General features: G+C 64.9%; 24 protein-coding genes. 9 read left to right on the top strand and 15 right to left on the bottom strand.

Annotated elements, in window-relative coordinates; genetic code table 11:
- Positions 1-2,214 carry a xanthine dehydrogenase family protein molybdopterin-binding subunit gene (locus GA0071312_RS02650; protein ID WP_074443506.1) on the top strand — a complete coding sequence of 738 codons (2,214 nt, stop codon included), beginning with the start codon at positions 1-3 and terminating at the stop codon, positions 2,212-2,214.
- A 97-nt stretch (positions 2,215-2,311) separates the two neighbouring features.
- Positions 2,312-4,483, top strand: a complete 2,172-nt coding sequence (gene flhA / locus GA0071312_RS02645) for a flagellar biosynthesis protein FlhA (RefSeq protein ID WP_074443505.1) — start codon at positions 2,312-2,314, stop codon at positions 4,481-4,483.
- 65 nt (positions 4,484-4,548) lie between these two features.
- Here flhA and GA0071312_RS02640 read toward each other — a convergent pair whose 3' ends face one another.
- Both GA0071312_RS02640 and GA0071312_RS02635 read right to left on the bottom strand, forming a co-directional pair.
- Positions 4,549-4,962, bottom strand: a complete 414-nt coding sequence (locus GA0071312_RS02640; protein WP_074443504.1) for a type II toxin-antitoxin system VapC family toxin — start codon at positions 4,960-4,962, stop codon at positions 4,549-4,551.
- Positions 4,959-5,207, bottom strand: coding sequence for a type II toxin-antitoxin system VapB family antitoxin (locus GA0071312_RS02635; RefSeq protein WP_074444154.1), 249 nt, complete (start codon positions 5,205-5,207; stop codon positions 4,959-4,961). Before GA0071312_RS02635 ends, GA0071312_RS02640 begins: the two co-directional genes overlap by 4 nt.
- Before the next feature lie 344 nt (positions 5,208-5,551).
- Here GA0071312_RS02635 and GA0071312_RS02630 point away from each other — a divergent pair, with 344 nt between their 5' ends.
- Positions 5,552-7,168: a fumarate hydratase gene (locus GA0071312_RS02630; RefSeq protein WP_074443503.1), complete on the top strand. Its 1,617-nt coding sequence runs from the start codon at positions 5,552-5,554 to the stop codon at positions 7,166-7,168.
- A 54-nt stretch (positions 7,169-7,222) separates the two neighbouring features.
- Here GA0071312_RS02630 and GA0071312_RS02625 read toward each other — a convergent pair whose 3' ends face one another.
- Positions 7,223-8,611, bottom strand: a complete 1,389-nt coding sequence (locus GA0071312_RS02625; RefSeq protein WP_074444153.1) for an aspartate aminotransferase family protein — start codon at positions 8,609-8,611, stop codon at positions 7,223-7,225.
- A 555-nt stretch (positions 8,612-9,166) separates the two neighbouring features.
- On the opposite strand from GA0071312_RS02625, the gene GA0071312_RS02620 reads away from it, so the two are divergent.
- Complete coding sequence (locus tag GA0071312_RS02620; protein ID WP_074443502.1) at positions 9,167-9,778, top strand: DUF2062 domain-containing protein; 612 nt, start codon at positions 9,167-9,169, stop codon at positions 9,776-9,778.
- 16 nt (positions 9,779-9,794) lie between these two features.
- Here the strand turns inward: GA0071312_RS02620 and GA0071312_RS02615 are convergent, their stop codons facing one another.
- From GA0071312_RS02615 to GA0071312_RS02560, 12 genes are all read right to left on the bottom strand, one after another.
- The gene (locus GA0071312_RS02615) at positions 9,795-10,283 is read right to left on the bottom strand and encodes a cell division protein ZapA (protein WP_074443501.1); all 489 of its coding nucleotides are present in this window, start codon (positions 10,281-10,283) and stop codon (positions 9,795-9,797) included.
- Between the two features lie 139 nt (positions 10,284-10,422).
- Positions 10,423-10,722, bottom strand: a complete 300-nt coding sequence (locus GA0071312_RS02610; RefSeq protein WP_074443500.1) for a DUF4164 domain-containing protein — start codon at positions 10,720-10,722, stop codon at positions 10,423-10,425.
- 73 nt (positions 10,723-10,795) lie between these two features.
- Positions 10,796-11,272, bottom strand: coding sequence for a hypothetical protein (locus tag GA0071312_RS02605; RefSeq protein ID WP_074443499.1), 477 nt, complete (start codon positions 11,270-11,272; stop codon positions 10,796-10,798).
- A gap of 26 nt (positions 11,273-11,298) precedes the next feature.
- Positions 11,299-12,399, bottom strand: coding sequence for an EscU/YscU/HrcU family type III secretion system export apparatus switch protein (locus GA0071312_RS02600; protein ID WP_074443498.1), 1,101 nt, complete (start codon positions 12,397-12,399; stop codon positions 11,299-11,301).
- Between the two features lie 32 nt (positions 12,400-12,431).
- Positions 12,432-13,469 (bottom strand): flagellar motor switch protein FliG, encoded by a 1,038-nt coding sequence (locus GA0071312_RS02595; protein ID WP_074443497.1) that lies wholly within the window; start codon positions 13,467-13,469, stop codon positions 12,432-12,434.
- A 43-nt stretch (positions 13,470-13,512) separates the two neighbouring features.
- Positions 13,513-13,797 (bottom strand): flagellar motor switch protein FliN, encoded by a 285-nt coding sequence (gene fliN, locus GA0071312_RS02590; RefSeq protein WP_238947125.1) that lies wholly within the window; start codon positions 13,795-13,797, stop codon positions 13,513-13,515.
- A gap of 222 nt (positions 13,798-14,019) precedes the next feature.
- Positions 14,020-14,709 (bottom strand): hypothetical protein, encoded by a 690-nt coding sequence (locus GA0071312_RS02585; RefSeq protein ID WP_074443496.1) that lies wholly within the window; start codon positions 14,707-14,709, stop codon positions 14,020-14,022.
- Positions 14,690-15,673 (bottom strand): flagellar motor switch protein FliM, encoded by a 984-nt coding sequence (locus GA0071312_RS02580; protein WP_074444151.1) that lies wholly within the window; start codon positions 15,671-15,673, stop codon positions 14,690-14,692. The genes GA0071312_RS02585 and GA0071312_RS02580 overlap by 20 nt, the downstream gene beginning before the upstream one ends.
- Positions 15,673-16,569, bottom strand: a complete 897-nt coding sequence (motA, locus tag GA0071312_RS02575; protein WP_074444150.1) for a flagellar motor stator protein MotA — start codon at positions 16,567-16,569, stop codon at positions 15,673-15,675. Before motA ends, GA0071312_RS02580 begins: the two co-directional genes overlap by 1 nt.
- A gap of 83 nt (positions 16,570-16,652) precedes the next feature.
- A complete protein-coding gene (locus tag GA0071312_RS02570) occupies positions 16,653-17,024 on the bottom strand; it encodes a response regulator (protein WP_074443495.1) in 372 nt (123 codons plus the stop codon).
- Positions 17,025-17,029: 5 nt separating this feature from the next.
- Positions 17,030-17,626, bottom strand: coding sequence for a hypoxanthine phosphoribosyltransferase (gene hpt, locus GA0071312_RS02565; RefSeq protein WP_074443494.1), 597 nt, complete (start codon positions 17,624-17,626; stop codon positions 17,030-17,032).
- A 32-nt stretch (positions 17,627-17,658) separates the two neighbouring features.
- Positions 17,659-18,438, bottom strand: a complete 780-nt coding sequence (locus GA0071312_RS02560) for a zinc-ribbon domain-containing protein (RefSeq protein WP_074443493.1) — start codon at positions 18,436-18,438, stop codon at positions 17,659-17,661.
- A gap of 77 nt (positions 18,439-18,515) precedes the next feature.
- Here GA0071312_RS02560 and ftsE point away from each other — a divergent pair, with 77 nt between their 5' ends.
- The 5 genes from ftsE to GA0071312_RS02535 all read left to right on the top strand — a co-directional run bounded on the left by ftsE (position 18,516) and on the right by GA0071312_RS02535 (position 22,877).
- A complete protein-coding gene (gene ftsE, locus GA0071312_RS02555) occupies positions 18,516-19,217 on the top strand; it encodes a cell division ATP-binding protein FtsE (protein WP_074443492.1) in 702 nt (233 codons plus the stop codon).
- Between the two features lie 32 nt (positions 19,218-19,249).
- Entirely contained in the window at positions 19,250-20,278 is a 1,029-nt protein-coding gene (locus GA0071312_RS02550) for a cell division protein FtsX (RefSeq protein WP_338056791.1), read from the top strand.
- Between the two features lie 141 nt (positions 20,279-20,419).
- The gene (locus GA0071312_RS02545) at positions 20,420-21,187 is read left to right on the top strand and encodes a YdcF family protein (protein ID WP_074443490.1); all 768 of its coding nucleotides are present in this window, start codon (positions 20,420-20,422) and stop codon (positions 21,185-21,187) included.
- A gap of 98 nt (positions 21,188-21,285) precedes the next feature.
- Positions 21,286-22,011: a lysophospholipid acyltransferase family protein gene (locus GA0071312_RS02540; protein ID WP_074443489.1), complete on the top strand. Its 726-nt coding sequence runs from the start codon at positions 21,286-21,288 to the stop codon at positions 22,009-22,011.
- A gap of 95 nt (positions 22,012-22,106) precedes the next feature.
- A complete protein-coding gene (locus GA0071312_RS02535) occupies positions 22,107-22,877 on the top strand; it encodes a motility protein A (RefSeq protein WP_074443488.1) in 771 nt (256 codons plus the stop codon).
- The last annotated feature ends 422 nt before the right edge of the window (positions 22,878-23,299 follow it).

The following is a 23,299-nucleotide window of genomic DNA, read 5'->3' as shown; positions in this document are numbered from 1 at the left end:
ATGCTTTTCCGCCCGCTCACGGAGATCTCCCGGCCCTCCCGCCGCAGCCTGCTGAAGGGCGGTGCGGCGTTGACCGGCGCCCTGGTCGTCGGTGTCGCGACCGGGTTCGGGGCGCGCCGTGCCGGCGCGGCTGCGGACGCGCCCGAATTCGACCCGCCGGCGCGTCCGGACGCCTTCATCCGCATCGATGCCGACGACACGGTGACGGTGCTGATCAAGCATCTCGATATGGGGCAGGGCATCGCGACGGGGCTCACCACCATCGTCGCCGAGGAGCTTGATGCGGATTGGGAGCAGATGCGCTTTGCCTTCGCCCCTGCCGATCATCGCCTGTACAACAATCTCAGCTTCGGACCCGTGCAGGGAACGGGCGCTTCCACCGGCATACCCAATTCCTGGATGCAGCTGCGCAAGGCCGGTGCTGCGGCACGCGCCATGCTGATTGGCGCCGCTGCGCAGGAATGGGGTGTCGCGCCGGGCGATGTCACCGTCGCGAACGGGCGTATCCGCCATCAGGCGAGCGGACGCGAATCCGGTTTCGGCGCTTTTGCCGCCGCTGCGGCTGCGCGCGCGATTCCCGCTGATCCGATCCTGAAGACCCGTGCGGATTTCGTCCATGTCGGCAAGCACCGCCCGCGTCTCGACGGTGCGGCGAAGGCGCGCGGGGAAGCGGTCTATTCCCTCGATATCCGCCGTCCGGGCCAGCTCACTGCCATGGTGGCGCATCCGCCGCGCTTCGGTGCGCGGCTCGCAGGCTTCGACGATACGGCCGCACGGGCGGTGCCCGGCGTAGTCGATGTCGTGGCCATCCCGACCGGCGTCGCCGTGGTCGCGCGCGATACCTGGTCGGCGATGAAGGGGCGCGAGGCGCTTTCCGTGCGCTGGGACGAGAGCCGCGCGGAGACGCGCTCCAGCGACGATCTGCGCGCGGAATTCCACGCGCTCGGCCTCGAGCCGGGACGGCGTGCGGCCTTTCGGGGCGACGCGAATGCCGGTATGCGCAATGCCGTGCGCATCATCGAGGCGGCATACGACTTTCCCTATCTCGCCCATGCGGCCATGGAGCCTCTGAATGGTGTGGTCGAACGCAAGGCGGATGGCGGCTACGCGGCCTGGGGCGCCTTTCAGATGCAGACGCTCGACCAGGCGGTGATCGCACGGATCATGGGCGTCACGGCGGACCGGGTGACGCTGAACACGCTGTTTGCGGGCGGCTCCTTCGGGCGCCGGGGCGCGACGACTTCCGACTGGATCGCCGAAGCCGCTCATGTTCTCAAGGCGACGGGAGAGCGCGCGCCGATTCATCTGGTCTGGACGCGTGAGGACGATATGCGCGCCGGCTATTATCGCCCGATGGTGCATCACCGCGTGCTGGTGGGGCTGGGCGCCGACAATCTGCCGCGCTCCTGGGTGCAGCGCATCGTGGGCAAGCCGATCCTGGCCGGCAGCGCCTTCGAAGCAATGGACCTCTCCGGCATCGAACACCAGACGGTGGAGGGCGCTGATGATCCGATCTATGCGCTCGATGATTTCCGGCTCGAGATCCACAATACCCGCGAACAGGTTCCCGTGCTGTGGTGGCGATCGGTGGGGCATACCCATACGGCGCAGGTGACCGAGACCATGATGGATGAGCTCGCGGCCATCGCAGGTGCCGATCCCGTCGCTTATCGGTTGTACTTTCTTGGGCAATCACCGCGCGATGCGACCGTCTTGCGGCTCGCTGCGGACAGGTCCGGATGGGGCGGCGAGATGCCGGCGGGCAATGGCATCCGGCGCGGGCGCGGCGTCGCGGTGCATCGCTCCTTCGGCTCTCATGTCGCGATGGTGGCGGAAGTCGCCGTCGAAGGCGACGATCTCCGCGTCGAGCGTATCGTCGCGGCGGTGGATTGCGGCATCGTGATCAATCCCGACAATGTCCGCGCCCAGGTCGAGGGCGCCATCGGCTTCGCGCTCTCCTCCGTCCTGCGCAACGCCGTCACGCTGGATGAGGGCCGCGTGGTCGAAGGCAATTTCGACACGTTCGAACCGACGCGCTTCACCGAGATGCCGCGCGTCGAGGTACATCTCGTCGAATCGGATGCGCTGCCCACGGGAATGGGCGAGCCCGGCGTTCCGCCGCTGGCGCCTGCGATCTGCAATGCCGTCCATGCCGCCACGGGCCTGCGCATACGCGCGCTGCCGATCGATCTCTCCAGGGCGCGCGGCGCCTGATCGTCCACAAGGCGCGCGGCGCCTGATCACAGCGGTCTTAACCCTTCGGTAACCATACACCCGGCAAAACTTGCCGGGTGGTTCGGTGAGGGGTTTGATGAACGATTCGGCGAATGCGGTGACGGCCAGCGGCCCGGCCCAGAGCGCTGCCGGGCTGAGCGCCACGGATGGTGTCAGCCTGCCCGGCCTGCGCGGGCTCGCGACCTATACGCGGCGCACCGATCTGCTGCTCGCCTTCGGCGTGATCGGCATCCTGGTCGTCTTGATCTTTCCCATGCCGGCGCCGGTCCTCGATCTGCTGCTGGCAGTCTCGATCATCTTCTCGGTGCTGATCATGATGACGGCGCTGTTCATCGAGGAGCCGCTGGAATTCTCGTCCTTTCCGACGGTTCTGCTGATCGCGACCATGCTGCGGCTGTCGCTCAATCTGGCCTCGACCCGGCTGATCCTCAGCTATGGCCATGAGGGGACGGATGCGGCGGGCTACGTGATCGAAGCCTTCGGCGGCTTCGTCATGGGCGGGAATTTCGTCATCGGGGTGATCGTCTTCGCCATCCTCGTCCTGGTGAATTTCGTCGTCATCACCAAGGGCTCGGGCCGTATCGCGGAGGTCGCGGCGCGGTTCACCCTCGACGCCATGCCCGGCAAGCAGATGGCGATCGATGCCGATCTCTCCGCCGGCCTGATCGACGAGGACGAGGCGCGGCGCCGGCGCACCAAGCTGGAGGATGAGAGCTCGTTCTTCGGTTCGATGGATGGTGCCTCGAAATTCGTGCGCGGCGATGCCATTGCCGGTCTTCTGGTCGTCTTCATCAACGTCATCGGCGGCATCATCATCGGCGTGGCGCAGATGGGGATGAGCTTCGGCGATGCGGCGGCGAGCTATACCATGCTTACCGTCGGCGACGGGCTGGTCTCGCAGATCCCGGCCCTGATCGTCTCGACGGCGGCGGGCCTGCTCGTCTCCAAATCCGGTGTCAAGGGCGCCGCCGACAAGGCGCTTGGCCAGCAGCTCGCGCATTACCCGAAAGCGCTCGGCATGTCGGCCATGGTGATGGTGGCGCTTGCGCTCCTGCCGGGCATCCCGATGCTGCCCTTCCTCGCACTCGCCGCCGGTGCCGGGACGCTCGCCTATTATGTCGGCAAGCAGGCGAAGGCGCGCGAGCATGAGGTGAACAACCTCGACGCCCAGGGCAAGCCGCGCGCGTCGAAGGAGTCGGAGGAGCCGGCCGAAGAGCCGATTTCGGAGGTGCTCAAGATCGACGACCTCAAGGTCGAGATCGGTTATGCGCTTCTGCCGCTGGTCAATGGCAGCAACGAGGGCGAACGCCTGACCGACCAGATCAAGGCGCTGCGCCGGCAGCTCGCCGCCGAGATGGGCTTCGTCATGCCCAGCGTGCGCATCCTTGACAACGTCCAGCTCGAGGCCAACGATTACGTCATCCGCGTCAAGGAGATCGAGGCGGGCACCGGGAAGATCTTCCCCGGCCTGTTCATGGCGATCGATCCGATGGGCGGGCAGGTGCAGCTGCCGGGCCAGCACATGCTCGAACCGACCTTCGGCCTGCCCGCGACCTGGATCGATGCGGGCCTGCGCGAGCAGGCGCAGCTGCGCAGCTATACCGTGGTCGATGCCGCGACCGTGCTCTCGACCCATCTCACCGAGGTAATCAAGGCGCATATGCCGGAACTGCTCACCCATATCGAGGTGCAGAAGCTGCTCACCGAATTGCCCAAGGATCACGCCGATCTGCTCAAGGAGATCGTGCCGAGCCAGATCACGACGACCGGCATCCAGCGCGTCCTGCAGCTGCTCCTCGCCGAACGCGTGTCGATCCGCGATCTCGGCGCGATTCTGGAAGCGGTTTCCGAGGTGGTGGGCAGCGTCAAGAATCCGCGCGACATCGTCGAGCACGTGCGCATGCGGCTGGGTCGCCAGATCTGCGCGCAACATATCGGCCCCAACGGGCAATTGCCCATTGTCACCCTGTCGCCGGCCTGGGAGCAGGCCTTCATGGATGCCATTGTCGGCCAGGGCGAGGACCGGCATCTGGCCATGCAGCCGTCGAAGCTCTCGGAATTCGTCGCCGCCGTGCGCGACGCTTTCGAACAGGCCGCCCAGCAGGGTCAGATGCCGGTGCTCGTCACCTCGATCCAGACACGGCCCTTCGTGCGCTCCATCATCGAGCGCTTCCGCCGCGAGACGCCGGTGATGAGCCAGGGCGAGATCCACACCCGCACGCGCCTGCAGACGGTGGGCAGCGTCTGAGGGGGGCGGGGTGCGCTCAATCGATCTGTCAGAGTGTAAACCGAACCGGACGAACCGGATAGATTTCAGAAGTCCCACGGGTTAATGAGTTCGAGATCCGCTGTGGCGAAATCGGCGAGGTTTCGGGTTGCAAGCCGACCGCCGTTCACGGCGGCGATGGCCCCGATCATCCCGTCCGGTGCCGACATTGTCCGCCCCTGACGCATGGCGGTGCCCATGATCTCTCCGTATGACAGCGCCGCAGCTTCATTCAGCCCGAAAATCCGATCGGAAAACCGCTCCCGCCAGTCGGAAAGCCCCTGTTCCAGTCGATTGGCGCGTTGATCAGGGCGGATTTTCTGGATGCCGAACGCTATTTCGGCGATGGCGACGCTCGGTAGCGCCAATTCGGAATCGTGCCTGACCAGCCATGCCATGACGGCGGGGTCAGGCGCCTTCTTCAAGGTTTCCGAGATGACGTTCGTATCGATGAAGATCATAGTTCAGGCCCTGTATGGGCCTTTCGATTCTCGCGGATGACAGCCTCCAGATCGATATCGGTTCCGCAGGTCGCGGAAATACGCTCATAGAAGCGAGAGGCAGGCTCGCGCCCGGTCGCGCGAATCTCGTAGGATTCGAGCGCCCGCTCGACGATATCGGCAATGGAGCGATTTTCGCGCCGGGCGAGCCGGCGTGCGAGATCGCGTGCTCTGGCGCTGCGTACGGAGAGTTGCGGTTCGGCCACGATATCCTCCTGTTTCGATTGGTCGAACCATATCATCGGCGATTATTGCTGGCAAGATGGCAGCTGATGGCTTGCCGGCAAGATGGTCATTGCGGTTTCTTCGCTCCGCCCCGCGCGTTCATGCACTGTAATCCCACTTGGCGAATCCTTCCTCGCCAAATGCTCCCTCGCCAAATGCTCCCTCGGCGAATCCTGCCTTGGCGAATCCTGCCTTGGCGAATCCTGCCTTGGCGAATCCTGCCTTGGAATGTCTCCACAAAAGCCTTAAACAGCGCGGCATTGCCGCGTCACGCGACGCGCTCTTCCCTCACGGCGCAATCCGCCGCCATCCAAGAGAGACGATCATGGCTCATACCCGACACGCGCTCTTCCCCCTCGGTCCCGACACCACCCCCTATCGCAAGCTCACCGGCGAGGGCGTCACGGTGGAGAAGATGGGTGAGCGCGAGATGATCGTGGTGGAGCCCGAGGCCATGCGGCTGCTCGCCGAGCAGGCGATGATGGATATCAACCATCTCCTGCGCCCCGGGCATCTGGCCCAGCTGCGCAAGATCCTGGAAGATCCCGAAGCCACGGCAAATGACCGTTTCGTGGCCTATGATCTGCTCAAGAACGCCAATATCGCAGCCGGCGGCGTGCTGCCCATGTGCCAGGATACCGGTACCGCCATCGTCATGGGCAAGAAGGGCCGCTTCGTCTGGACCGATGGCGGCGACGAGGACGCCATCGCCCAGGGCATCCGCGACGCCTATGATAAAAAGAACCTGCGCTATTCCCAGCTCGCGGCGCTCTCCATGTTCGAGGAGAAGAATACCAGAAACAACCTTCCCGCCCAGATCGAGCTCTATGCGGAGGGCGAGGATGCCTACAAGTTCCTGTTCGTGGCCAAGGGTGGTGGCTCGGCCAATAAAACCTTCCTCTACCAGGCGACGCCCTCGGTGCTGACGAAGGACCGGCTGATGGCCTTCCTCAAGGAGAAGATCCTGACGCTCGGCACCGCCGCCTGTCCGCCCTATCACCTCGCCATCGTCATCGGCGGCACCAGCGCCGAGCTCAATCTGAAGACCGTGAAGCTCGCCTCCACCCGCTATCTCGACGCCCTGCCCACCGAGGGCAGCGAGGACGGCCACGCCTTCCGCGATCTCGCGATGGAGGAGGAAGTCCACAAGATGACGCAGCAACTCGGCGTCGGGGCACAGTTCGGCGGCAAGTATTTCTGCCATGACGTGCGCGTCATCCGCCTGCCGCGCCACGGCGCCTCGCTGCCGATCGGGCTCGGCGTCTCCTGCTCGGCGGATCGCCAGGCGCTCGGCAAGATCACCCGCGAGGGCGTCTTTCTCGAGCAGCTCGAAGCGCATCCGGCGGATTACCTGCCCGAGGTGGACGAATCGAGCCTCGGTGGCGACGTGGTCCGGATCGATCTCAACCAGCCGATGTCGGAGATTCTCGGCGCGCTGTCAAAGCATCCGATCCGCACCCGGGTCTCGCTCTCGGGGCCGATGATCGTGGCGCGCGATCTCGCCCATGCCAAGATCCGCGAGCGGCTCGATCGTGGCGAACCGATGCCGGATTATCTCAAGAACCACCCGGTCTATTATGCCGGCCCGGCCAAGACGCCGGAAGGTTACGCCTCGGGCTCCTTCGGACCGACCACGGCGGGGCGGATGGATTCCTTCGTCGACCAGTTCCAGGCTGCCGGCGGCTCCATGGTGATGCTGGCCAAGGGCAACCGCTCCTCACAGGTGCGCCAGGCCTGCCAGGCCCATGGCGGCTTCTATCTTGGCTCGATCGGCGGCCCGGCAGCGCGTCTGGCGCAGGATTGCATCAGGAAGGTCGAGGTTCTCGAATATCCCGAACTCGGCATGGAGGCGATCTGGAAGATCGAGGTCGAGGATTTCCCCGCCTTCATCGTCATCGACGACAAGGGCAACGACTTCTTCCGCGAGCTCAATCTGGGCTAGCGCTGGCGAAGGGCCGGCCCCGGTTCGGCCCCGACGCCGGCCCGCTCGCCTTCGTCAGCGATCGAATACCGCTTCCACGGCGCCTGCGGCGGCGGCGATGACGGTATCGGCTTCCGCCTCGGTCAGGCAAAGCGGAGGGGCAAAACCGAGGATGTCGCCCTGCGGCATGGCGCGGGCGATCACGCCGCGCTCCAGCATCGCGGCGGCGAGCTGCACCCCGATCTTGCGTGCGGGATCGAAGAAGACGCGGTCATCGCGATCAGCGACGAATTCCACGGCGGCGATCATGCCCTCACCGCGCACCTCGCCGACATGGCGGTGATCGGCCAGCGCATCGCGCAGGCCGGCATTGAGATAGGCGCCGACCTTGCCGGCATTCTCCACGAGGCCGAGCTCGTCGATCAGCTCCAGATTGGCCACGCCGGCTGCCGCACACAGCGGATGCGCCGAATAGGTCCAGCCATGGCCGATCGGCCCCATCATGTCGGAGCCCTTGACGAGGCCTTCCCAGACCTTCTCGCCGACGATCACGCCGGAAAGCGGCGCATAGGCCGAGGTGAGGCCCTTGGCGATGGTGATCAGATCCGGCTTCATGCCGTAATGGTCGGAGCCGAACATGGTGCCCAGGCGCCCGAAACCGGTCACCACCTCGTCGGCGATGAGCAGGATGTCGTATTTGTCGAGCACGGTCTGGATCGCGGCCCAGTAGCCCTTTGGCGGGGGCACGATACCGCCGGTGCCGAGCAGCGGCTCGCCGATGAAGGCGGCGATGGTTTCCGGCCCTTCCGCCTCGATCAGGTCTTCAAGCTCCTGCGCGCAGAAGCGGCTGAAGGCCTCCTCGTCCATGGAGCGATCCGGGCGGCGGTAGAAATACGGCGCCTGCGTGTGCAGGATCGGGGCACGCGGCAGGTCGAAGGCATTATGGAACAGTTCCAGCCCCGTGAGGCTGCCCGTCATCACGCCGGAGCCGTGATAGCCGCGCCAGCGCGAGATGATCTTCTTCTTCTCCGGGCGCCCGAGGATGTTGTTGTAGTACCAGACCAGCTTGATGTTGGTCTCGTTGGCATCCGAGCCGGAGAGGCCGTAATAGACCCGGCTCATGCCTGCGGGTGCGCGGTCGATGATCATCTTCGACAGCGTGATCGCCGCCTCGCTGCCATGACCGGCATAGGCGTGATAATAGGCCAGCTGCGAGGCCTGCTGCGCGATCGCATCCGCGATCTTCGCGCGGCCATAGCCGACATTGACGCAATACAGACCGGCGAAGGCGTCGAGGCTGGTGCGGCCATCGCGATCGACGATGTGGCAGCCCTCACCCCCGGCGACGATGCGGGTGGGCGTCTCGCCGCGCGCATGGCCGCCCATATGGGTCGAGGGATGGAAGAAATGATCGCGGTCCCAGGCGGTGAGGCTGTTGTCGAGGGTGGCGTCGTCGCGCAGCATGATGTCCTCCGTCGCTCGATTCGTCTTCGCGGCGAGCATAGTGCCTTTGCATGAGAGGTTGGGACCGATCTTCCTTTACGCAAGTCCGATCCGGGCTGCGTCCCGGCAGCCTCGCGGCCCGTTTGGTCTGTCGTGTCAACGCGATGTTCACGCCTTTCTGCAAGGCTGACATCTGATGCGAAATGGGGCGGAAACCCGATGGAATTTCGAATATGGCTGCATGCATCCGTTGCTGCGCCGCATCCTGAGGCAATGCCCTTGTCTGCCACCGCCCTTGTCTGCCGCTGCCCTTGTCTGCCGCTGCCCGCGTCCCGACATGAGGCTGGTGATCAGGATGGCCATTGCACTATGCGGGCAGCGGCATTTCCGTTACAGGAACATGCCGGGCCATTCATCCGGACCCGATCTGTACCGCGCGGCGCGTGGTCAATCGCATGCCTCGGGGTGAGCCGTTTTCGCAGTAATGGCTCGGACCCTGAAAAGGGCTTTTCCGTCGGGCTCGCCTGTGACGTGGTGCACCGGGCCTGACGCGACTGGCAGGAGAAGCGCGACAGAATGCTGTTTGGACGGCGCAAGACCCCGAACTGGCGTGAAAAGCTGCGCGGCGCACTCTGGCCGAAGCGCGGTATCACGCGTCCTTTCATCTATCTCGCCAAGCGCCTGCCCCGGCTTTCGGCGACACCGCATGCGATCGCAGCCGGTTTTGCCTCGGGCGCGGCCTGCTCCTTCACGCCGCTGCTCGGATTCCATTTCATCCTGAGCTTCGTCGTCGCCTTCATCACGCGTGGCAACATGCTGGCCGCGGCCCTGGGGACGATCGTGGGCAATCCGCTCACCTTCCCCTTCATCTTCGCCGCCACCTACGAGACGGGGCGCTGGATCTATTCCTTCCTCGACGACGAAAAGATGCCGGATTCGGATACGGTCGAATCACAAAGCGAGCAGCTGATCGAACGCGGCCTGTTCTCCATCGATCTCGACCAGCTCTGGCCCGTGCTGACCACCATGACGGTGGGGGCCGTGCCGCTTGGCATCATGACCTTCGCGATCTCCTATCTTGCCGTACGCAGCTTCGTGGTCAGCATGCAGCGCGCACGGGCGCGCCGTCGTACCCGCCGCGAGCCGTTGCAGAACGGCAAGACGGTTCCGCCCTCCGGCGATTTGTGAAGATTTGCGGGCCGCGTCAGCCGGGTTCCGAATCGTCGTAACCGCCGCTGTCATCCTGATTCCGTGAAACCTGTTCCTTGCCCGACAGCTCCTTGCCCGGCACCCCCTTGCCCGGCAGCGAATTCTGCCCCGGCATGGCCGCGCTGCTCGCGGCATTCAGGCTGCGGGCGAGACGTTCGATGCGCGCGCTGGCCTCGAGGATGGCGCCCGCAAGACGCGCTTCGCTGTCATGGGCGCGCGCATCGCCATTGGCCACGATCCCCTTCAGCTCCGCGATCTCGGCCTCGAGCCGTGCGGTCCTGCTGCGCGCTTCGCCGAGTTCGTCGGCGAGGGTGAGCGCCGCCATGACCTGAAGGCGCATGTCGCCAATTTCGCCGAAAGCCTCCCGCATCTGCGCGATACGCCCGTCGAGAAGCCGGGCGAGGCCGTCGAGATGGGTCTCTTCGCCATCGGCACAGGCCATGCGATAGCTCTTGCCCGCGATATTGACCGTGACCTGCGGCACCTTGCTCTCCCCGGTTCACTCCCCGCGAATTGCGGCGAAACCCCTCCGGAGCGCCAAGCTGACGGAGTCAGTTCGGCGCTCCAGGTCATTGATTGACGCATCATTCCGTCAGCCGGTATCCACCCGGGGGAATGATGCGCTAGTGATGCTCCGTATCGCCCGCTTCGGGCTCCTGGTTGGCGAGCACCTCTTCGATCGTGGCAATGGCGCGCGCCACGCGCCGTGAGACATCCTGCGTTGCGGCTTCGACGCTGCCGAGCCGGTTGCTGGCGCTGTCGAGTTCGACGGCGAGCCTGGCGCGATCGTCCTGCATGATCTGCAATTCGGTTTCGAGATCAGCGCGGGCGTGATCCACGGCGATTCGCCGGTTCACGGCGGCTTCCAGCATACCCAATGCGTTTTCGAGCTTGCCGATCGCTCCCTCAAGCGAAACATCCATCACGCGACGCCCTCTACTCTCGCTGAGTTCGGTTCAGCCTAGAGATTGCGATGCGCGAGGGCAAGCGCGGGCATCATTGGTGGCGCTGCGCCTCGACAGCGATGCCGGCGGCGGCAAGGCGGTTGTCGTTGCCGATCCGGGCATCGTCGAGGGCGGCGATCAGGCGGGCCGTGTTTTGCGCCGGTGTATGGCCGTCACCCTCGAAGCTGATGGCATGGACATCGACGGCGGCGACCAGCGGGCGCAGGGCGAGGGCGAAGAAGACCTGCACGCCCTGATGGTGGAATTCCAGATCGAGCACGATATTCGGAATCTCGCCCCATTTCAGCTCGATATCGGCGCGCGAGCCATAGATCAGCGTATTCTCCTTGAAGAACATTTCGCATGACGACGCGACGAGATCAGCGATATTGGCATGCTGTTCGAGATAGATGAACCGCGCGAGAATATCGAGATCGACGAGGCGCAGCTCTGCTGCCACCGACTTGACGGCGTCGCCGATGAGCCTTTCCCTTTCGAGAATGCCGGGAAGATGCTTTTCTTTCTTCATCGCAGCTTATCCATGCCTGCCAGGCCTCAGGACAGGCCCGACCCGGCGCTCGAACCGACCGGATTGTTTCTATTATAGTGAAAGAGGTAAAGCAATTCGGCAACGACCTGATAGAATTCGGGCGGGATCGGATAATCCAGCTCGACCTTGTCGTACATCGATCGTACGAGCGGTTTGTCCTCGATCACGGGAATTGCATTGATCTCGGCCACTTCCCTGATCTTGAGCGCCACGAGATCCTTGCCCTTGGCCACGACCACGGGCGCGCCACCTTCTTCCAGCACGTAGCGCAGGGCGATGGCGTAATGGGTGGGGTTGGCGATGACGATGGTGGCGCGCGGCACATCGGCGATCATGCGCCGGCGCGCACGGTCGCGGGCCAGCGAGCGCATCTTCGCCTTCATTTGGGGATCGCCCTCCATCTGCTTGTGCTCGTCCTTCACCTCCTGCCGCGTCATGCGCAGTTCCTTGCGCCAGTGGCTGCGCGAGAAGATGATATCGACGATGACGAGCAGGATCGTGGCGATACACACCGCCGTCAGCAGCCGCACCGTCAGGGCCAGAAGAAGTTCGGGCAGGGCGGAGGGGTCGGAATACATCGCACTCACCACCCGATGCGCATCGAAGAAGAACAGGGCAGCGATGACGAAGCCGATGATCGCCAGTTTGAAGATCGCCTTGCCGAATTCCATCCAGCCCTGCTCGCCGAAGAGACGCCTGAAGCCGGATTTCGGCGAGATCCGGTTGAGCTTGGGCTTGATGCGTTCCCCCACGAGCCGGGGCCGGTTCTGCAGGAAGGAGGCCGAAAGCCCGCCCACGGCGAGGAGCGCCACGAGCGGCAGGAGGAACCAGCCGCTGGCTGCGGCGATGGCATGCATGAGGCTGGTCGCATCCGATCCGTCATGCAGCGCAATCCCGGCCGGATCGTCGATGAACCGCTCGAGCGCGCCCGCGAGACCCGTGACGCCGTGGCTGATATGGAGGAAGCAGATGGCGAGGATCGAGACGATCGAAGAAAAGGTCAGGGCCTCCTTCGAGACCGGGACATTCCCTTTTTCGAGCGCATCCTGGATCTTCTTTTCCGTCGGCTCCTCGGTCTTGCTGGCGCGGTCCTGCTCCTCCGACACCGTCTCTCTCCGTCAGTGGCAGTGGATCGGAATCAGCGGATATAGGCACCTTCGTCCTGGTCCGGGTTGAGTTCGATTTCGCCCCGTCCTGCCATTTCGAGGGCCAGATCGGTGACCATGCGCCGCGCCTCGACGACATCCTTCTGCGCCACGGCCTCGCCCGAGGCGAGTTCGTTCTCCACCATGCGCCGCGCGCGGGTGCCCAGCGAAGAGAGGATGGCGTCGCGGAAATCGGGCTCGGTGCCCTTGAGGGCGATGACGAGGCGTTCGGTGGGAATCTGGTCGAGGATCGCCGCGCGCGCACGCGGCACCAGGTTGATGACGTCCTCGAAGGTAAAGAGCAGGCCCTTGAGGATCTCCGCCGCCTTCGGGCGCGCCTCGGCCAGGCTGTCGAGCACGTCCTCCATCTGGTCGCGTTCCATTTTATTGATGATGTCGGCCATGCGCGAATGCGTGTCGACGCCCATATTGCGGGCGAAATTGAGCATGAAATCCTCGTGCAGCGTCTTCTCGACGATGCGCATGGTTTCCTCGACCACAGGCTTGAAGGAGAGCATGCGCCGCATCAGCGAGTTGCGCATGTCCTTGGGCATCTGGCTCATCACCTTGGCCGCGCAGGAGGGCTTCACCTTGGAGAGGATGAGCGCCGCCGTCTGGGGGTGCTCCTTCTGCAGATAGGCCGCGAGAATGCCCTCCGAGACACCGGAGATCCGCTCCCAGATCGAGCGGTTGGTATTGCCGATCACCTCCTGCATGATCTCGCTGACCTGCTCGGGCGGCAGGATGCCCGAGAGCAGCCGCTCGACCTCGTTGGCGGTGCCGAAAAGCGAGGTTCCCGAGGAGAATTCCAGCGCGAATTCCTCGATCACCGTCTCCAGCTCGGCCGCGCTGACCACGCCGAGATCGGCGGCGGCCCGCGAGATGCGCTTGAGCTCGGGCGGTTCGAAGCGCCCCATCAGGCGTCGCGCGATCTCCGGATCGAGAGCGAGCATCAGGGCGGCGACCTTGTCGGCGCCTTCCAGTTCACGCGGTTTGGGCAGGGTGGCCTCATAGGCCGCAAGCGCTGTCATCTCGTATCATTCCCCGATTGGCGAAACTGTCTGCCGCGCAGCTTCAGAAACCGGCGGAGGCGCTCTGTGCCGTGACGATCTCGGTCAGCGAGACCCCGAAGCGGGAATTGTCATCCTCGACAACGACTACCTCCCCGCGCGCCACGACGCGCCCGTTCACGACCACATCGACCGGTTCACCGACCCGGTGATCGAGCGGCACCACGGCGCCGCGCCCGAGCTTCATCAGATTGGCCACCGGCATCGAGGCCGAGCCGAGCACGACCTGGATCGAGACGGGGATGCGCATGATCGAATCGAGATTGTAACCCGCATGCGCATCATGCAGCGTCTCCTCGGCCTCGTCGGCGAAGCCGGCGGCATGGGGATCGCGCGCGATTTCATCGGCGAGATCGGCGACGCTCGCGGCGGCCTTGGCGGTGAATTGCTGCGCCGTCACCTGCTCTGTGGCGCCGGCCTCATGCAGCGCCGCCGCATTGTCCGGGGCTTCGGCTTTCCGCCCGGCATTGCGGGACTTGTTCGCGGTGGTGCTTTTCTGGGTCATCGAATTCTACCTCTGGAATGTTGGGGATCCGCGCTCAGGCGCCGGCTGCGATTCCGGTGCTGCGGATGACGGGCCAGGAGAGGATCTTGCGGGTGCGCGGGGCGTTTTGCGCCGCTTCCTCGGGGGAGCGAGTGCCAGCGTGCCACGATTCTCCGTCACGGCGGCGGGCTGGGCGGCTTCGTTTTGATGCATGGCCACGGCGGAGTCATCTGCCGCGACGGATTCGATCCCGGGGGCAGCCGCGCTCTTGTGCGACGCCTTGCTGCCGGCTGCCTTGCGCCGCCCGGTCCCGCTTGCTTTACCCTTCATCTGGGCGCTCGACCCGCCCTGCGGGTCGTCCGGCCTGCGGATCGCGGCTTCGGCGCGTGCGGCGGCATCGCGGGCCTCGTGGATGCGTTCGCGCAGGCGCAGGAGCTGCGCCGATGCGGCGGCCTCGGTCGCTTTCAGCGCATCAAGGGTGCCCTGCGCGGCCTCAAGCCGTTCGCCCAGGGTGATGGCCGTGCGGGCCCCCTCGTCATGGGTGCGTGCCAGCGCCTCATCGACCCGCGCCATGGCCTGTGACGCCTCGTGCAGGGCAAGCCCATATTCGCCGGCATGGGCCTTGAAGCGGCGGAATTCGCGCAGCATGGCGAAGGAGAAGCCGCAGGTGAAGACCAGCGCCACCAGGAGCGCGATGTCAATGGCTGTGGAGGGCATCGATGAACTCCTGTTGCTGATCGATCTCGTCTTCGATTTTCAGCGTATAGGCGCCGTTCGACTGGCCGAGCGCGCATGAGAACAGCGCCTGGCCATTGCATTGCAGCCGTACCGGCGTCTTCGGCCCGGCCTGCAGATCGAGCACCTGGCCGACCTGGAACTGCGCCACGTCACCCAGGGTGATCATGCGCTCCTCGAGAATCGCCTCGAGCGAGACCCGGGTGCGCTGCACCTCCGCCTGCATCTGCTGCGTCCAGCGCGGATCGGCGCCGGCGCCGTCGCCGGAGAGCACATGGGCGAGGTTCTGGCGCATCGGCGACAGGGCCGATTGCGGGATGATGACGAACATCTCGCCGCCGCGCCCCAGCGCCTGGATCAGCAGCTTGGCGACCACGGAGAGATTGTTGCGTCGGCCGATAATGGCGAAATCCATGCGCGTTTCCATGCGCTCCAGCTTGAAGCCGGTCCGGGCCACGGGGCCGAAGGCGGTGGCGAGCGCCTTGCCGGCCTCCTCGAACAGGGTCTGCGCCACGCGGGTCTCGATATTGGAGAAGCCGCGCTCCTCGTCGACCGGCGGCTCGGTTCCGTCGGAGCCGAACAGGACCTCCACCATGGTGAAGATGAAATCGCGATCGAATCCCACCAGAATCCGCGTGTCCCATTCGGTGGCGTGGAACATGGCGGCGATGGCGTTTGACTCGTAGAATTCGAGAATGTCGCCGATGCGCCCGCTCTCGATATTGCTCACCGAGAAATAGGAGGGCGAGGCCGACATGTGGCGCAGCCCGTCGGCGCAATAGGTCGCCACCCGGTCGAAGATCACATGCAGCATCGGCAGGCGGTCGACGGTGATGCCGGCAGCATCGAGCAGCTTGTCGGAAATTGCGTTTCCGGTGCGCGCTGCGGCGCGCTCCGAGGCCGGCTTGATGTTGCCGTCTTCGTCGAGATCATCGAAATCGATCATCATGCGGCTCCCTGGCTGGGCACGCGGTCATTGGCGGGGCGGCCGGCAGCCGCGAGGGTTTCGTTCTCGACATCGTCGATGGAGGGGCGGTCATAGGAGGAAATCGCCTTGCGTCCGTGTTCGAGGGCGATCTGCGGCAGGGCCCCGTTCATGAAGGCGAGGATGGTCTGCTTGGTGATGGTGTAGAGGCGCATCTGGTGTTCGCGGGTGGCCTTGATCTTGTAGGCCATCGGCGCGACCAGCCCGTAGGAGGCGAAGATGCCGGTGAAGGTGCCCACAAGCGCCGCGCCGATCAGGCTGCCCAGCAGCTGCGGCGACTGGTCGAGGGCGCCCATGGCCTTGATCACGCCGAGTACGGCGGCGACGATACCCAGCGCGGGCAAGGCTTCGGCCAGGATCATCATGGCGTTGTAGGGTTTGAGCCGCTCGCGCCGGATGGTCTCGATCTCCTCGTCCATCAGCGATTCGATCTCGTGCGAACGGGCATTGCCGATGACGAGCAGGCGCATGTAGTCGCAGATGAACTGCAGCAATTCGGGGCGCTTCATCACCAGCGGGAAGCGCTGGAAGATCTCGGAATTATGGGGATCGTCGATATGCGGCTCGACCTCGTTGCGGCCCTTGGCGCGAATATCGCGCATGAGCATGTAGAGCAGGCCGAGCACGTCGAGATAATCGCGCTGCCGCGGGACCTTTCCCATGCCCGCCTCGAGACAGGCGCGTCCGGTATCCTTGATGGCGCTGGGCGAATTGGCGACGATATAGGTGCCGAAGGCCGTGCCGCCAATGATGACGAATTCCCAGGGCTGCCAGATGACCGGCACATGGCCCCCCATCGCCCAGAACCCGCCGAGCAGCGAGGCCATCGTTATGATGATGCCGATGATGATGAGCAAGGCTTGCACTCCCGAACTGCCGTGATCGCAGCATCAGGAATAGCGCCCGAGCCTTGCGCGAGGCATGCGGGGAAAGCGTCGCCTCAGCCGGTCTGCGCCAGCGCGCGGCTGACGGCGGCGCGCATGTCGTCGAGGGAGAAGGGCTTGGTGAGCACGTCCGCGACGATGGCATCGAGCCCGCGGGCGCGCTCGCGCTGATCGGCAAAGCCCGTCATCAGAAGGATGGTCAGGTCGGGAAAATCACGCTTTGCCGCGAGCGCGAGCGCGATCCCGTCCATGATCGGCATGCGGATATCGGTGAGCAGCAGATCGAAGGGGGTATCCGCCTCCCCGAGCGCATCGAGCCCCTCGGCCCCGTCCTCGGCAGTGACGACCTCGTGACCGTCGAGCTGGAGGCCACGACTGAGGAAGCCGCGCACCGGTTCTTCGTCATCGACGAGCAGGATCCTGGCCATCGGCGTCAGACTCCCGGCCCGGCTGCATCCGACGCCGCGCTCGCGGGTTCGAACAGATCGGGATCGGTATCGCCGGTATCGATCACACCGACGAAGGGCAATTGCCGATAGGAATGCGCCACATCCATGCCGTAGCCGACGACGAAGACGTCCGGGCAGGTGAATCCGACGAAATCTGCCTCGATCTGCACGGCGCGCTTGCCGGGCTTTTCCAGCAGGACCGCCGAGAGTACGCGGCGCGCGCCGCGCGCGGCGATCAGATCCTTGGCGAAGACGATGGTGCGCCCTGATTCGAGAATGTCGTCGATCAGGAGCACGTCGCGGCCCTCGACCGCGCTCTCCACATCGCGCAGGATCTCGACCTGGCCGGAGGAGGTTGTGCCCGAGCGGTAGCTCGACAGATGCACGAATTCCACCTGCGGCGCGAGGCCGACCCGGTGCAGGGCGCGAATCAGGTCGGCGGCGAACATGAAGCTGCCCTTGAGGACCGCAACGACGAGCAGGTCCTTCGGCTCGGCCTGTCTGATCGCGGCGGCGAGTTCCTCGCAACGCCGGGCGATGGTGTCTTCATCATAGAGAACGCGCACGCGCGACTGGACCATTTCGAGCCTCTCGAAACAAACGGAGCGACGCTTCAGTCGCGACTGCCGGCAATTTCGGCATTTGCGGCGAAGCGTACCAGAACCTGCCTCGCTTCCGCCGGCGGCGCAACCAGGCGCGCGCGAAAACCGACATTTTCCCCCGGATGCAGCGTGCGGCGATCCGCCTCCACATTCCAGGAATAGACCGGCTGTCCGGTCTCGGCCCGCAGAATCACCGCGACCGGCGGCACCATGTGGCTGCGATCGGTGCGGTTGACGATGGTGCCGTGGACGGTGAGATATTCCCCGTCATCCTCGCGGGTGCGCTCGGAACGCACTTCCATGAGTTCGAGGCCGCGCAGATTGACGGGCATGCCTGCCATTTCATAGAGCTGCGCCGTGGCCGGAAGCTGACGGACCACGCTTTCGCGGCCGATCAGCCCGCCGATCACCATGCCCAGCAGCAGCATGGCGAAGATCGGCGTCAGCGGAAGCCGCCGCAGCGCGCCGCAGATGCCGTATGCGAGGCCCGTGACGGCGCCCGTCAGCCGCCGCAGCAGGCCGCCCGCGCGCTGGCCGGACGCGTCATGGGCGGTCGGGCGCAGGTTGCGCGCATCCACCGCGATTTCCGGGCCCGCCTCCTCTTCGCCGCGCATGCGCCGCGCCAGGCTGGCCGCCACGGGATCATCCGCGTCGAAAGCCTCCTCGTCATCGGGCGCATCGATGAAGAACACCTCGCGGCAACTCGCGCAGCGCAACTTGCGCCCGTTCGGACGCAGCAGCGCCGGATCGATTGCGAATTCACTTTCACAAGACGGGCATACGATCAGCATGGGCGAATCACGTGTCGACAGGTAGGCTGGTTGCCGGACCCGTTCCGGTATTGGGGAATCATTTTGGTTAAGGACCCGTGAAGGACTTCGCTTTCGCTCCTGATTTCAGCGACATTCCCGTCGTGCATTTCGAGAATGTCGGGGTCCGATATGGCCTCGGCCCCGAAGTGCTGCGCGATCTCACCTTCTCGATCGAGCCGCATTCGTTCCAGTTTCTCTCCGGTCCGTCCGGCGCGGGAAAGACCACGCTCTTGCGGCTGATCCTGATGTCGGTGCGGCCCACGCGCGGGGTTATGACGCTGTTCGGCGAGGAGGTCAGCCGCATCGACCAGCGCCGCCTGGCTGATCTGCGCCGGCGCATGGGGGTGGTGTTCCAGGATTTTCGCCTGCTCGACCATCTCACCCTGTACGAAAACGTCGCCCTGCCCCTGCGTGTCCAGGAAATGGAGGAGGCGCGCTACCGGGCGGAGGTGACGGAACTGCTCGCCTGGGTGGGGCTGGGCGAGCGCATGCATGTGCTGCCGCCGGTGCTTTCCGGCGGCGAGAAACAGCGTGCGGCGATCGCCCGGGCGCTGATCACGCGTCCCGACCTGCTTCTGGCCGACGAGCCGACCGGCAATGTCGATCCCGGTCTGGCGCGGCGGCTGTTGCGGCTGTTCGTCGAATTGCACCGGCTGGGCACGGCGGTCCTGATCGCCACCCATGATCTGGCCTTGATGGATCTCTACGATGCCCGCCGGCTGCTTCTTGCCGACGGCCATCTGCATATCGATGCCTGAGAAGTGCAGGGACAATGCCAAAGGGGGGCCGGGTGCCGGGAACCACGAATCACGCGCAAGATGATGGGCAGGGTGAAGCACAACACGGCGCGCCAGACGAAGCGCGCGCCGGGCATCGCCCGCGCCGACCGTTGCCCGGGCGCGCCGTGATCGCCCGGCTGCTCGCGCGCCAGACGCCGCTCGTCCCCGTCGATTCGGCGGCGGCGCGCGCCCTCGTGGCCGTGATCGCGATCCTCACCTTTCTCGCGGCCCTGTGTGCCGGCGCGGCGGAACTCGTCGCGACGAATTCGGCGCAATGGCGCGCCGCAGTGGGGGCGGAGGCGACCATCCAGATCCGTCCGCAGCCCCAGGCTGACATGGAGGAACTGGTCGCGCAGGCGGCGCGGATGGCGCGCGATACGCCCGGTATCCTGGCCGTGGAGCCCTTCAGTCTGGGCCAGTCGGAGCGCCTGCTCGAGCCCTGGCTCGGCAGCGGTCTCGATCTCGCTGAACTGCCGGTGCCGCGCCTGATCGAATTACGGCTCGACCCGCAAAGCCCGCCCGATCTCGCCTCCCTGCGCACCCAGCTGCGCGAGGCGGTGCCGGGAGCGAGTCTCGATGATCATGCGCAATGGCTGGCGCGGCTGTCGAACATGGCGCAGACCATCGTCGGGGTGGGGATCGCCCTCGTGCTGCTGGTGCTGATCGCCACCGGCCTCGCCGTCGCCTTTGCCACGCGCGGTGCCATGGCCGGCAATCGCGACATCATCGAGGTGCTGCATTACGTGGGCGCGCACGACGCCTATATCGCCCGCGAATTCCGCCGGCGCTTCCTGCGTCTGGGGCTGGAGGGCGGTGCGATCGGGGGGGTCGCGGCGATCACGATCTTCGTGGCGCTCGGCTGGATTTCCGCCTCCTGGCGGGCTTCGCCGGCGGGCGATCAGCTGGAAGCGCTGTTCGGGGCCTTCGAGATCGATGCACGCGGTTATCTGGTCATGGCCGGCACGGCGCTCGTCGCCGCGCTGGTGACGGCGGCGATGTCGGATCTGTCGGTGCGCCGTTTCCTGCAGCGCATGCCGTGAACGGGCGTCACGCGCGAAGCTGCCCCGCTGAGGCCGTAATCGCCCGGCAATCTGCCCCGCTGGGCGCTTTACGGATTGCCGTGCGCAACCGGGAGCGCGATAAGGAACGGATCGCGAGTGGCGGCGGGAGACGGCCGTAACATGGCCGCAGATGAAGAAAATCGAGCATGGCGGCAGCATGCCGCCGGGCCGGCGCGCAAGCGGGCGGGTCGGTTGCGGCTCGTCCTGCGCGCCATGCTCGCCCTGCCGCTGATCGCGGCGCTGCTGCTCGCCGGCGGCTTTCTGATCTTCGTGGATACGCTCGACGGCTACCGCCATGCGGGTGATCCGCCGCGTGTCCAGGGCATCGTGGCGCTCACCGGCGGTTCGCAGCGTGTCGCCGATGCGATCGCGCTGCTTTCGCGCGGCTTTGCCGACAGGTTGCTGATTTCCGGCGTGAACGAGCGCACCACCCGTTCACAGATCGCCCGGCTCAATCCCGGTCAGAAGGATTGGCTGGAATGCTGCGTCGATCTCGACCACCGCGCCCGCAACACGATCGGCAATGCCATCGAGACGCGGCGCTGGGTCACGGAGCGGGGGTTCGAGGCGATCATCGTGGTGACCTCGAATTACCACATGCCGCGCACCATGCTCGAACTCGACAATGCGATGCCCGATGTCGCCAAATACGCGCATGCGGTTTCGCCGACGGATATGGAGGTGTCGCGCTGGTGGCGCGACGGCTCGACCTTTCGCCTGCTCGGGCAGGAATATCTCAAGTTCCTGATGGTCTGGGCGCGCACGCAATTCGAGAACGATCCGGAACTCTCGCGGCTTGCCGAGATTCTCAGCCGGCAACCACATTCCCATGGCGGCGCCGAAGCGGCTCCGGGAGAGGCATCGGGCGAGGTATCCGGAGCGGAATGAGGCGGCTTTGCCATTCACAAAGCCGGCCCGGGCGGTTAGGAGGGATATCCCGTTGCCCTGCTTCCGGCGTCCGGCACGCCGCTCACGGTTCATGAACCATGCTGATCCTGCGTTCCCTCGCCTTCAATCTGGCTTATTATCTCAACCTCGTCGTCTGGATGATCCTGTGCCTGCCGGTTCTGGCGGCTCCGCGCCGGGTCTTCATGCGTGTGGCGCGGCTCTGGGCCCGCTCCTCGCTCTGGCTTCTGAGGGTGATCGCGGGAACCAGGGCGGATTTTCGCGGGCTGGAGAAGATCCCTGCCGGAGGCATGATCGTCGCCTCCAAGCACCAGTCGCTTTGGGAGACCTTTGCCCTGCTCGTCATCCTCGACGATCCGGCCTATGTGCTCAAACGCGAATTGATGTGGATTCCCGTTTTCGGCTGGTATGCCTGGAAGGCGCGCTCGGTGCCCGTTGATCGCAAGGGCGGTGCGCAGGCGCTCAAGGCGATGATCACGCGCGCGCGTGAGGAGATCGCCGCCGGGCGGCAGATCATCATCTTTCCTGAAGGCACCCGCCGTCCGCCCGGCGCGCCGTCCGCCTACAAATTCGGCGTGGCGCATCTCTACGCGAAACTCCGTGCCCCCTGCCTGCCGGTGGCGCTGAATTCCGGCTTGTACTGGCCGCGCCGCAAATTCATCCGCCATCCGGGTACGATCGTGGTGCAAATCCTCGATCCGATCGGTCCCGGCATGCCGCGCGGCAGGTTCTTCGAGGATCTGCAGGCCCGGATCGAGACGGCGACGGATGGTCTGTTGCAGGAGGCCGGGGCGCAGCGGGGTTAACCCTATCTTCAGCGCAGCGTCGCTAGAGTGACCTTGCGGGAGACGAAACCGGCCTGCCGGTTCATCCCGATGTTGCATCTGCTTTCGAGGCAAAGATGGATCTGGCCACTGGTATCGGGCTCGTTGCGGGTATCGGCACGCTGGTCGGCGTGATCATGCTCGATGGCGGCAATTTCGGCGCCTATTTCGATTCGAAGGGGTTCGTGCTGGTGATCTGCGGTACCGTGGCTTCGACCATGATCCGCTTTCCCCTGGCCACGATGATCCAGGGCCTTCCGATTGGCGTGCGTTACGCCTTCCAGATGAAATCGGAAACACCACGCGATCTGATCGACGAATTCTCCCGCATTGCCGAAGTCGTGCGCCAGAGCGGGCCGATCGCGCTGGAAAACGTCCAGACGGAAAATACCTTCCTCGCCCAGGGGCTGCGCTATATCGCCGACGGTTACGACAAGGAATTCATCCGCGAGACCCTCGAAAAGGATCGCGACAATTTCCTCCAGCGTGTCGATGCGGGGCAGAAGATTTATCGCCAGATGGGTGATGCGGCGCCGGCATGGGGCATGATCGGCACGATTCTCGGGATCGTCATCATGCTCGCGAACATGAACGACCCGGCCAAGCTCGGCCCGGCCATGTCGATCGCGCTCCTGACCACGCTCTACGGTGCGCTGATCGCCAATCTGTTCTGTCTGCCCATCGCCGACAAGCTGCAATTGAAGTTCGAGGATGAGGACATCTCACGCTCGATGATCATCGACGGAATCCTGCAGATCCGGGATTCGCGCAGTCCCGCCATCGTGCGCGAGATGCTGGTCGCCTATCTGCCTGATCAGCACCGCGAGGCCTATGCCGCAGAGGCCTAGAGCATCATGCCGTCAGGTGGATACCGGCTGACGGGAAAAATGATGCGCCAGATAATGACCTGGAGCGCCCGGTCTGACTCTGTCAGGTCGGGACGCGCTCCAGAGCATCATGCCGTCAGGTGGATACCGGCTGACGGGAAAAATGATGCGCCAGATAATGACCTGGAGCGCCCGGTCTGACTTTGTCAGGTCGGGACGCGCTCCAGAGCATCATGCCGTCAGGTGGATACCGGCTGACGGGAAAAATGATGCGCCAGATAATGACCTGGAGCGCCCGGTCTGACTTTGTCAGGTCGGGACGCGCTCCAGAGCATCATGCCGTCAGGTGGATACCGGCTGACGGGAAAAATGATGCGCCAGATAATGGCCTGGAGCGCCCGGTCTGACTTTGTCAGGTCGGGACGCGCTCCAGGCGGAAAGGA

Origin of the sequence: Saliniramus fredricksonii, assembly GCF_900094735.1 — a bacterium.
In the GTDB taxonomy this organism is placed as follows: Bacteria; Pseudomonadota; Alphaproteobacteria; order Rhizobiales; family Beijerinckiaceae; genus Saliniramus; species Saliniramus fredricksonii.
This window is presented reverse-complemented; position numbering and strand designations above follow the sequence as displayed.

Bases quoted from the DNA above. Each gene is read 5' to 3' on its own strand.
- GA0071312_RS02540 (WP_074443489.1), top strand. From the start codon at position 21,286: ATGCTGATCCTGCGTTCCCTCGCCTTCAATCTGGCTTATTATCTCAAC.
- GA0071312_RS02640 (WP_074443504.1), bottom strand. From the start codon at position 4,962: ATGATCTTCATCGATACGAACGTCATCTCGGAAACCTTGAAGAAGGCG.
- GA0071312_RS02580 (WP_074444151.1), bottom strand. From the start codon at position 15,673: ATGATCGATTTCGATGATCTCGACGAAGACGGCAACATCAAGCCGGCC.
- GA0071312_RS02595 (WP_074443497.1), bottom strand. From the start codon at position 13,469: ATGACAGCGCTTGCGGCCTATGAGGCCACCCTGCCCAAACCGCGTGAA.
- hpt (WP_074443494.1), bottom strand. From the start codon at position 17,626: ATGGTCCAGTCGCGCGTGCGCGTTCTCTATGATGAAGACACCATCGCC.
- GA0071312_RS02560 (WP_074443493.1), bottom strand. From the start codon at position 18,438: ATGCTGATCGTATGCCCGTCTTGTGAAAGTGAATTCGCAATCGATCCG.
- GA0071312_RS02535 (WP_074443488.1), top strand. From the start codon at position 22,107: ATGGATCTGGCCACTGGTATCGGGCTCGTTGCGGGTATCGGCACGCTG.
- GA0071312_RS02630 (WP_074443503.1), top strand. From the start codon at position 5,552: ATGGCTCATACCCGACACGCGCTCTTCCCCCTCGGTCCCGACACCACC.
- flhA (WP_074443505.1), top strand. From the start codon at position 2,312: ATGAACGATTCGGCGAATGCGGTGACGGCCAGCGGCCCGGCCCAGAGC.
- GA0071312_RS02570 (WP_074443495.1), bottom strand. From the start codon at position 17,024: ATGGCCAGGATCCTGCTCGTCGATGACGAAGAACCGGTGCGCGGCTTC.
- GA0071312_RS02650 (WP_074443506.1), top strand. From the start codon at position 1: ATGCTTTTCCGCCCGCTCACGGAGATCTCCCGGCCCTCCCGCCGCAGC.
- GA0071312_RS02545 (WP_074443490.1), top strand. From the start codon at position 20,420: ATGGCCGCAGATGAAGAAAATCGAGCATGGCGGCAGCATGCCGCCGGG.
- GA0071312_RS02585 (WP_074443496.1), bottom strand. From the start codon at position 14,709: ATGCCCTCCACAGCCATTGACATCGCGCTCCTGGTGGCGCTGGTCTTC.
- GA0071312_RS02625 (WP_074444153.1), bottom strand. From the start codon at position 8,611: ATGCTGCGCGACGACGCCACCCTCGACAACAGCCTCACCGCCTGGGAC.
- GA0071312_RS02620 (WP_074443502.1), top strand. From the start codon at position 9,167: ATGCTGTTTGGACGGCGCAAGACCCCGAACTGGCGTGAAAAGCTGCGC.
- GA0071312_RS02605 (WP_074443499.1), bottom strand. From the start codon at position 11,272: ATGAAGAAAGAAAAGCATCTTCCCGGCATTCTCGAAAGGGAAAGGCTC.
- GA0071312_RS02610 (WP_074443500.1), bottom strand. From the start codon at position 10,722: ATGGATGTTTCGCTTGAGGGAGCGATCGGCAAGCTCGAAAACGCATTG.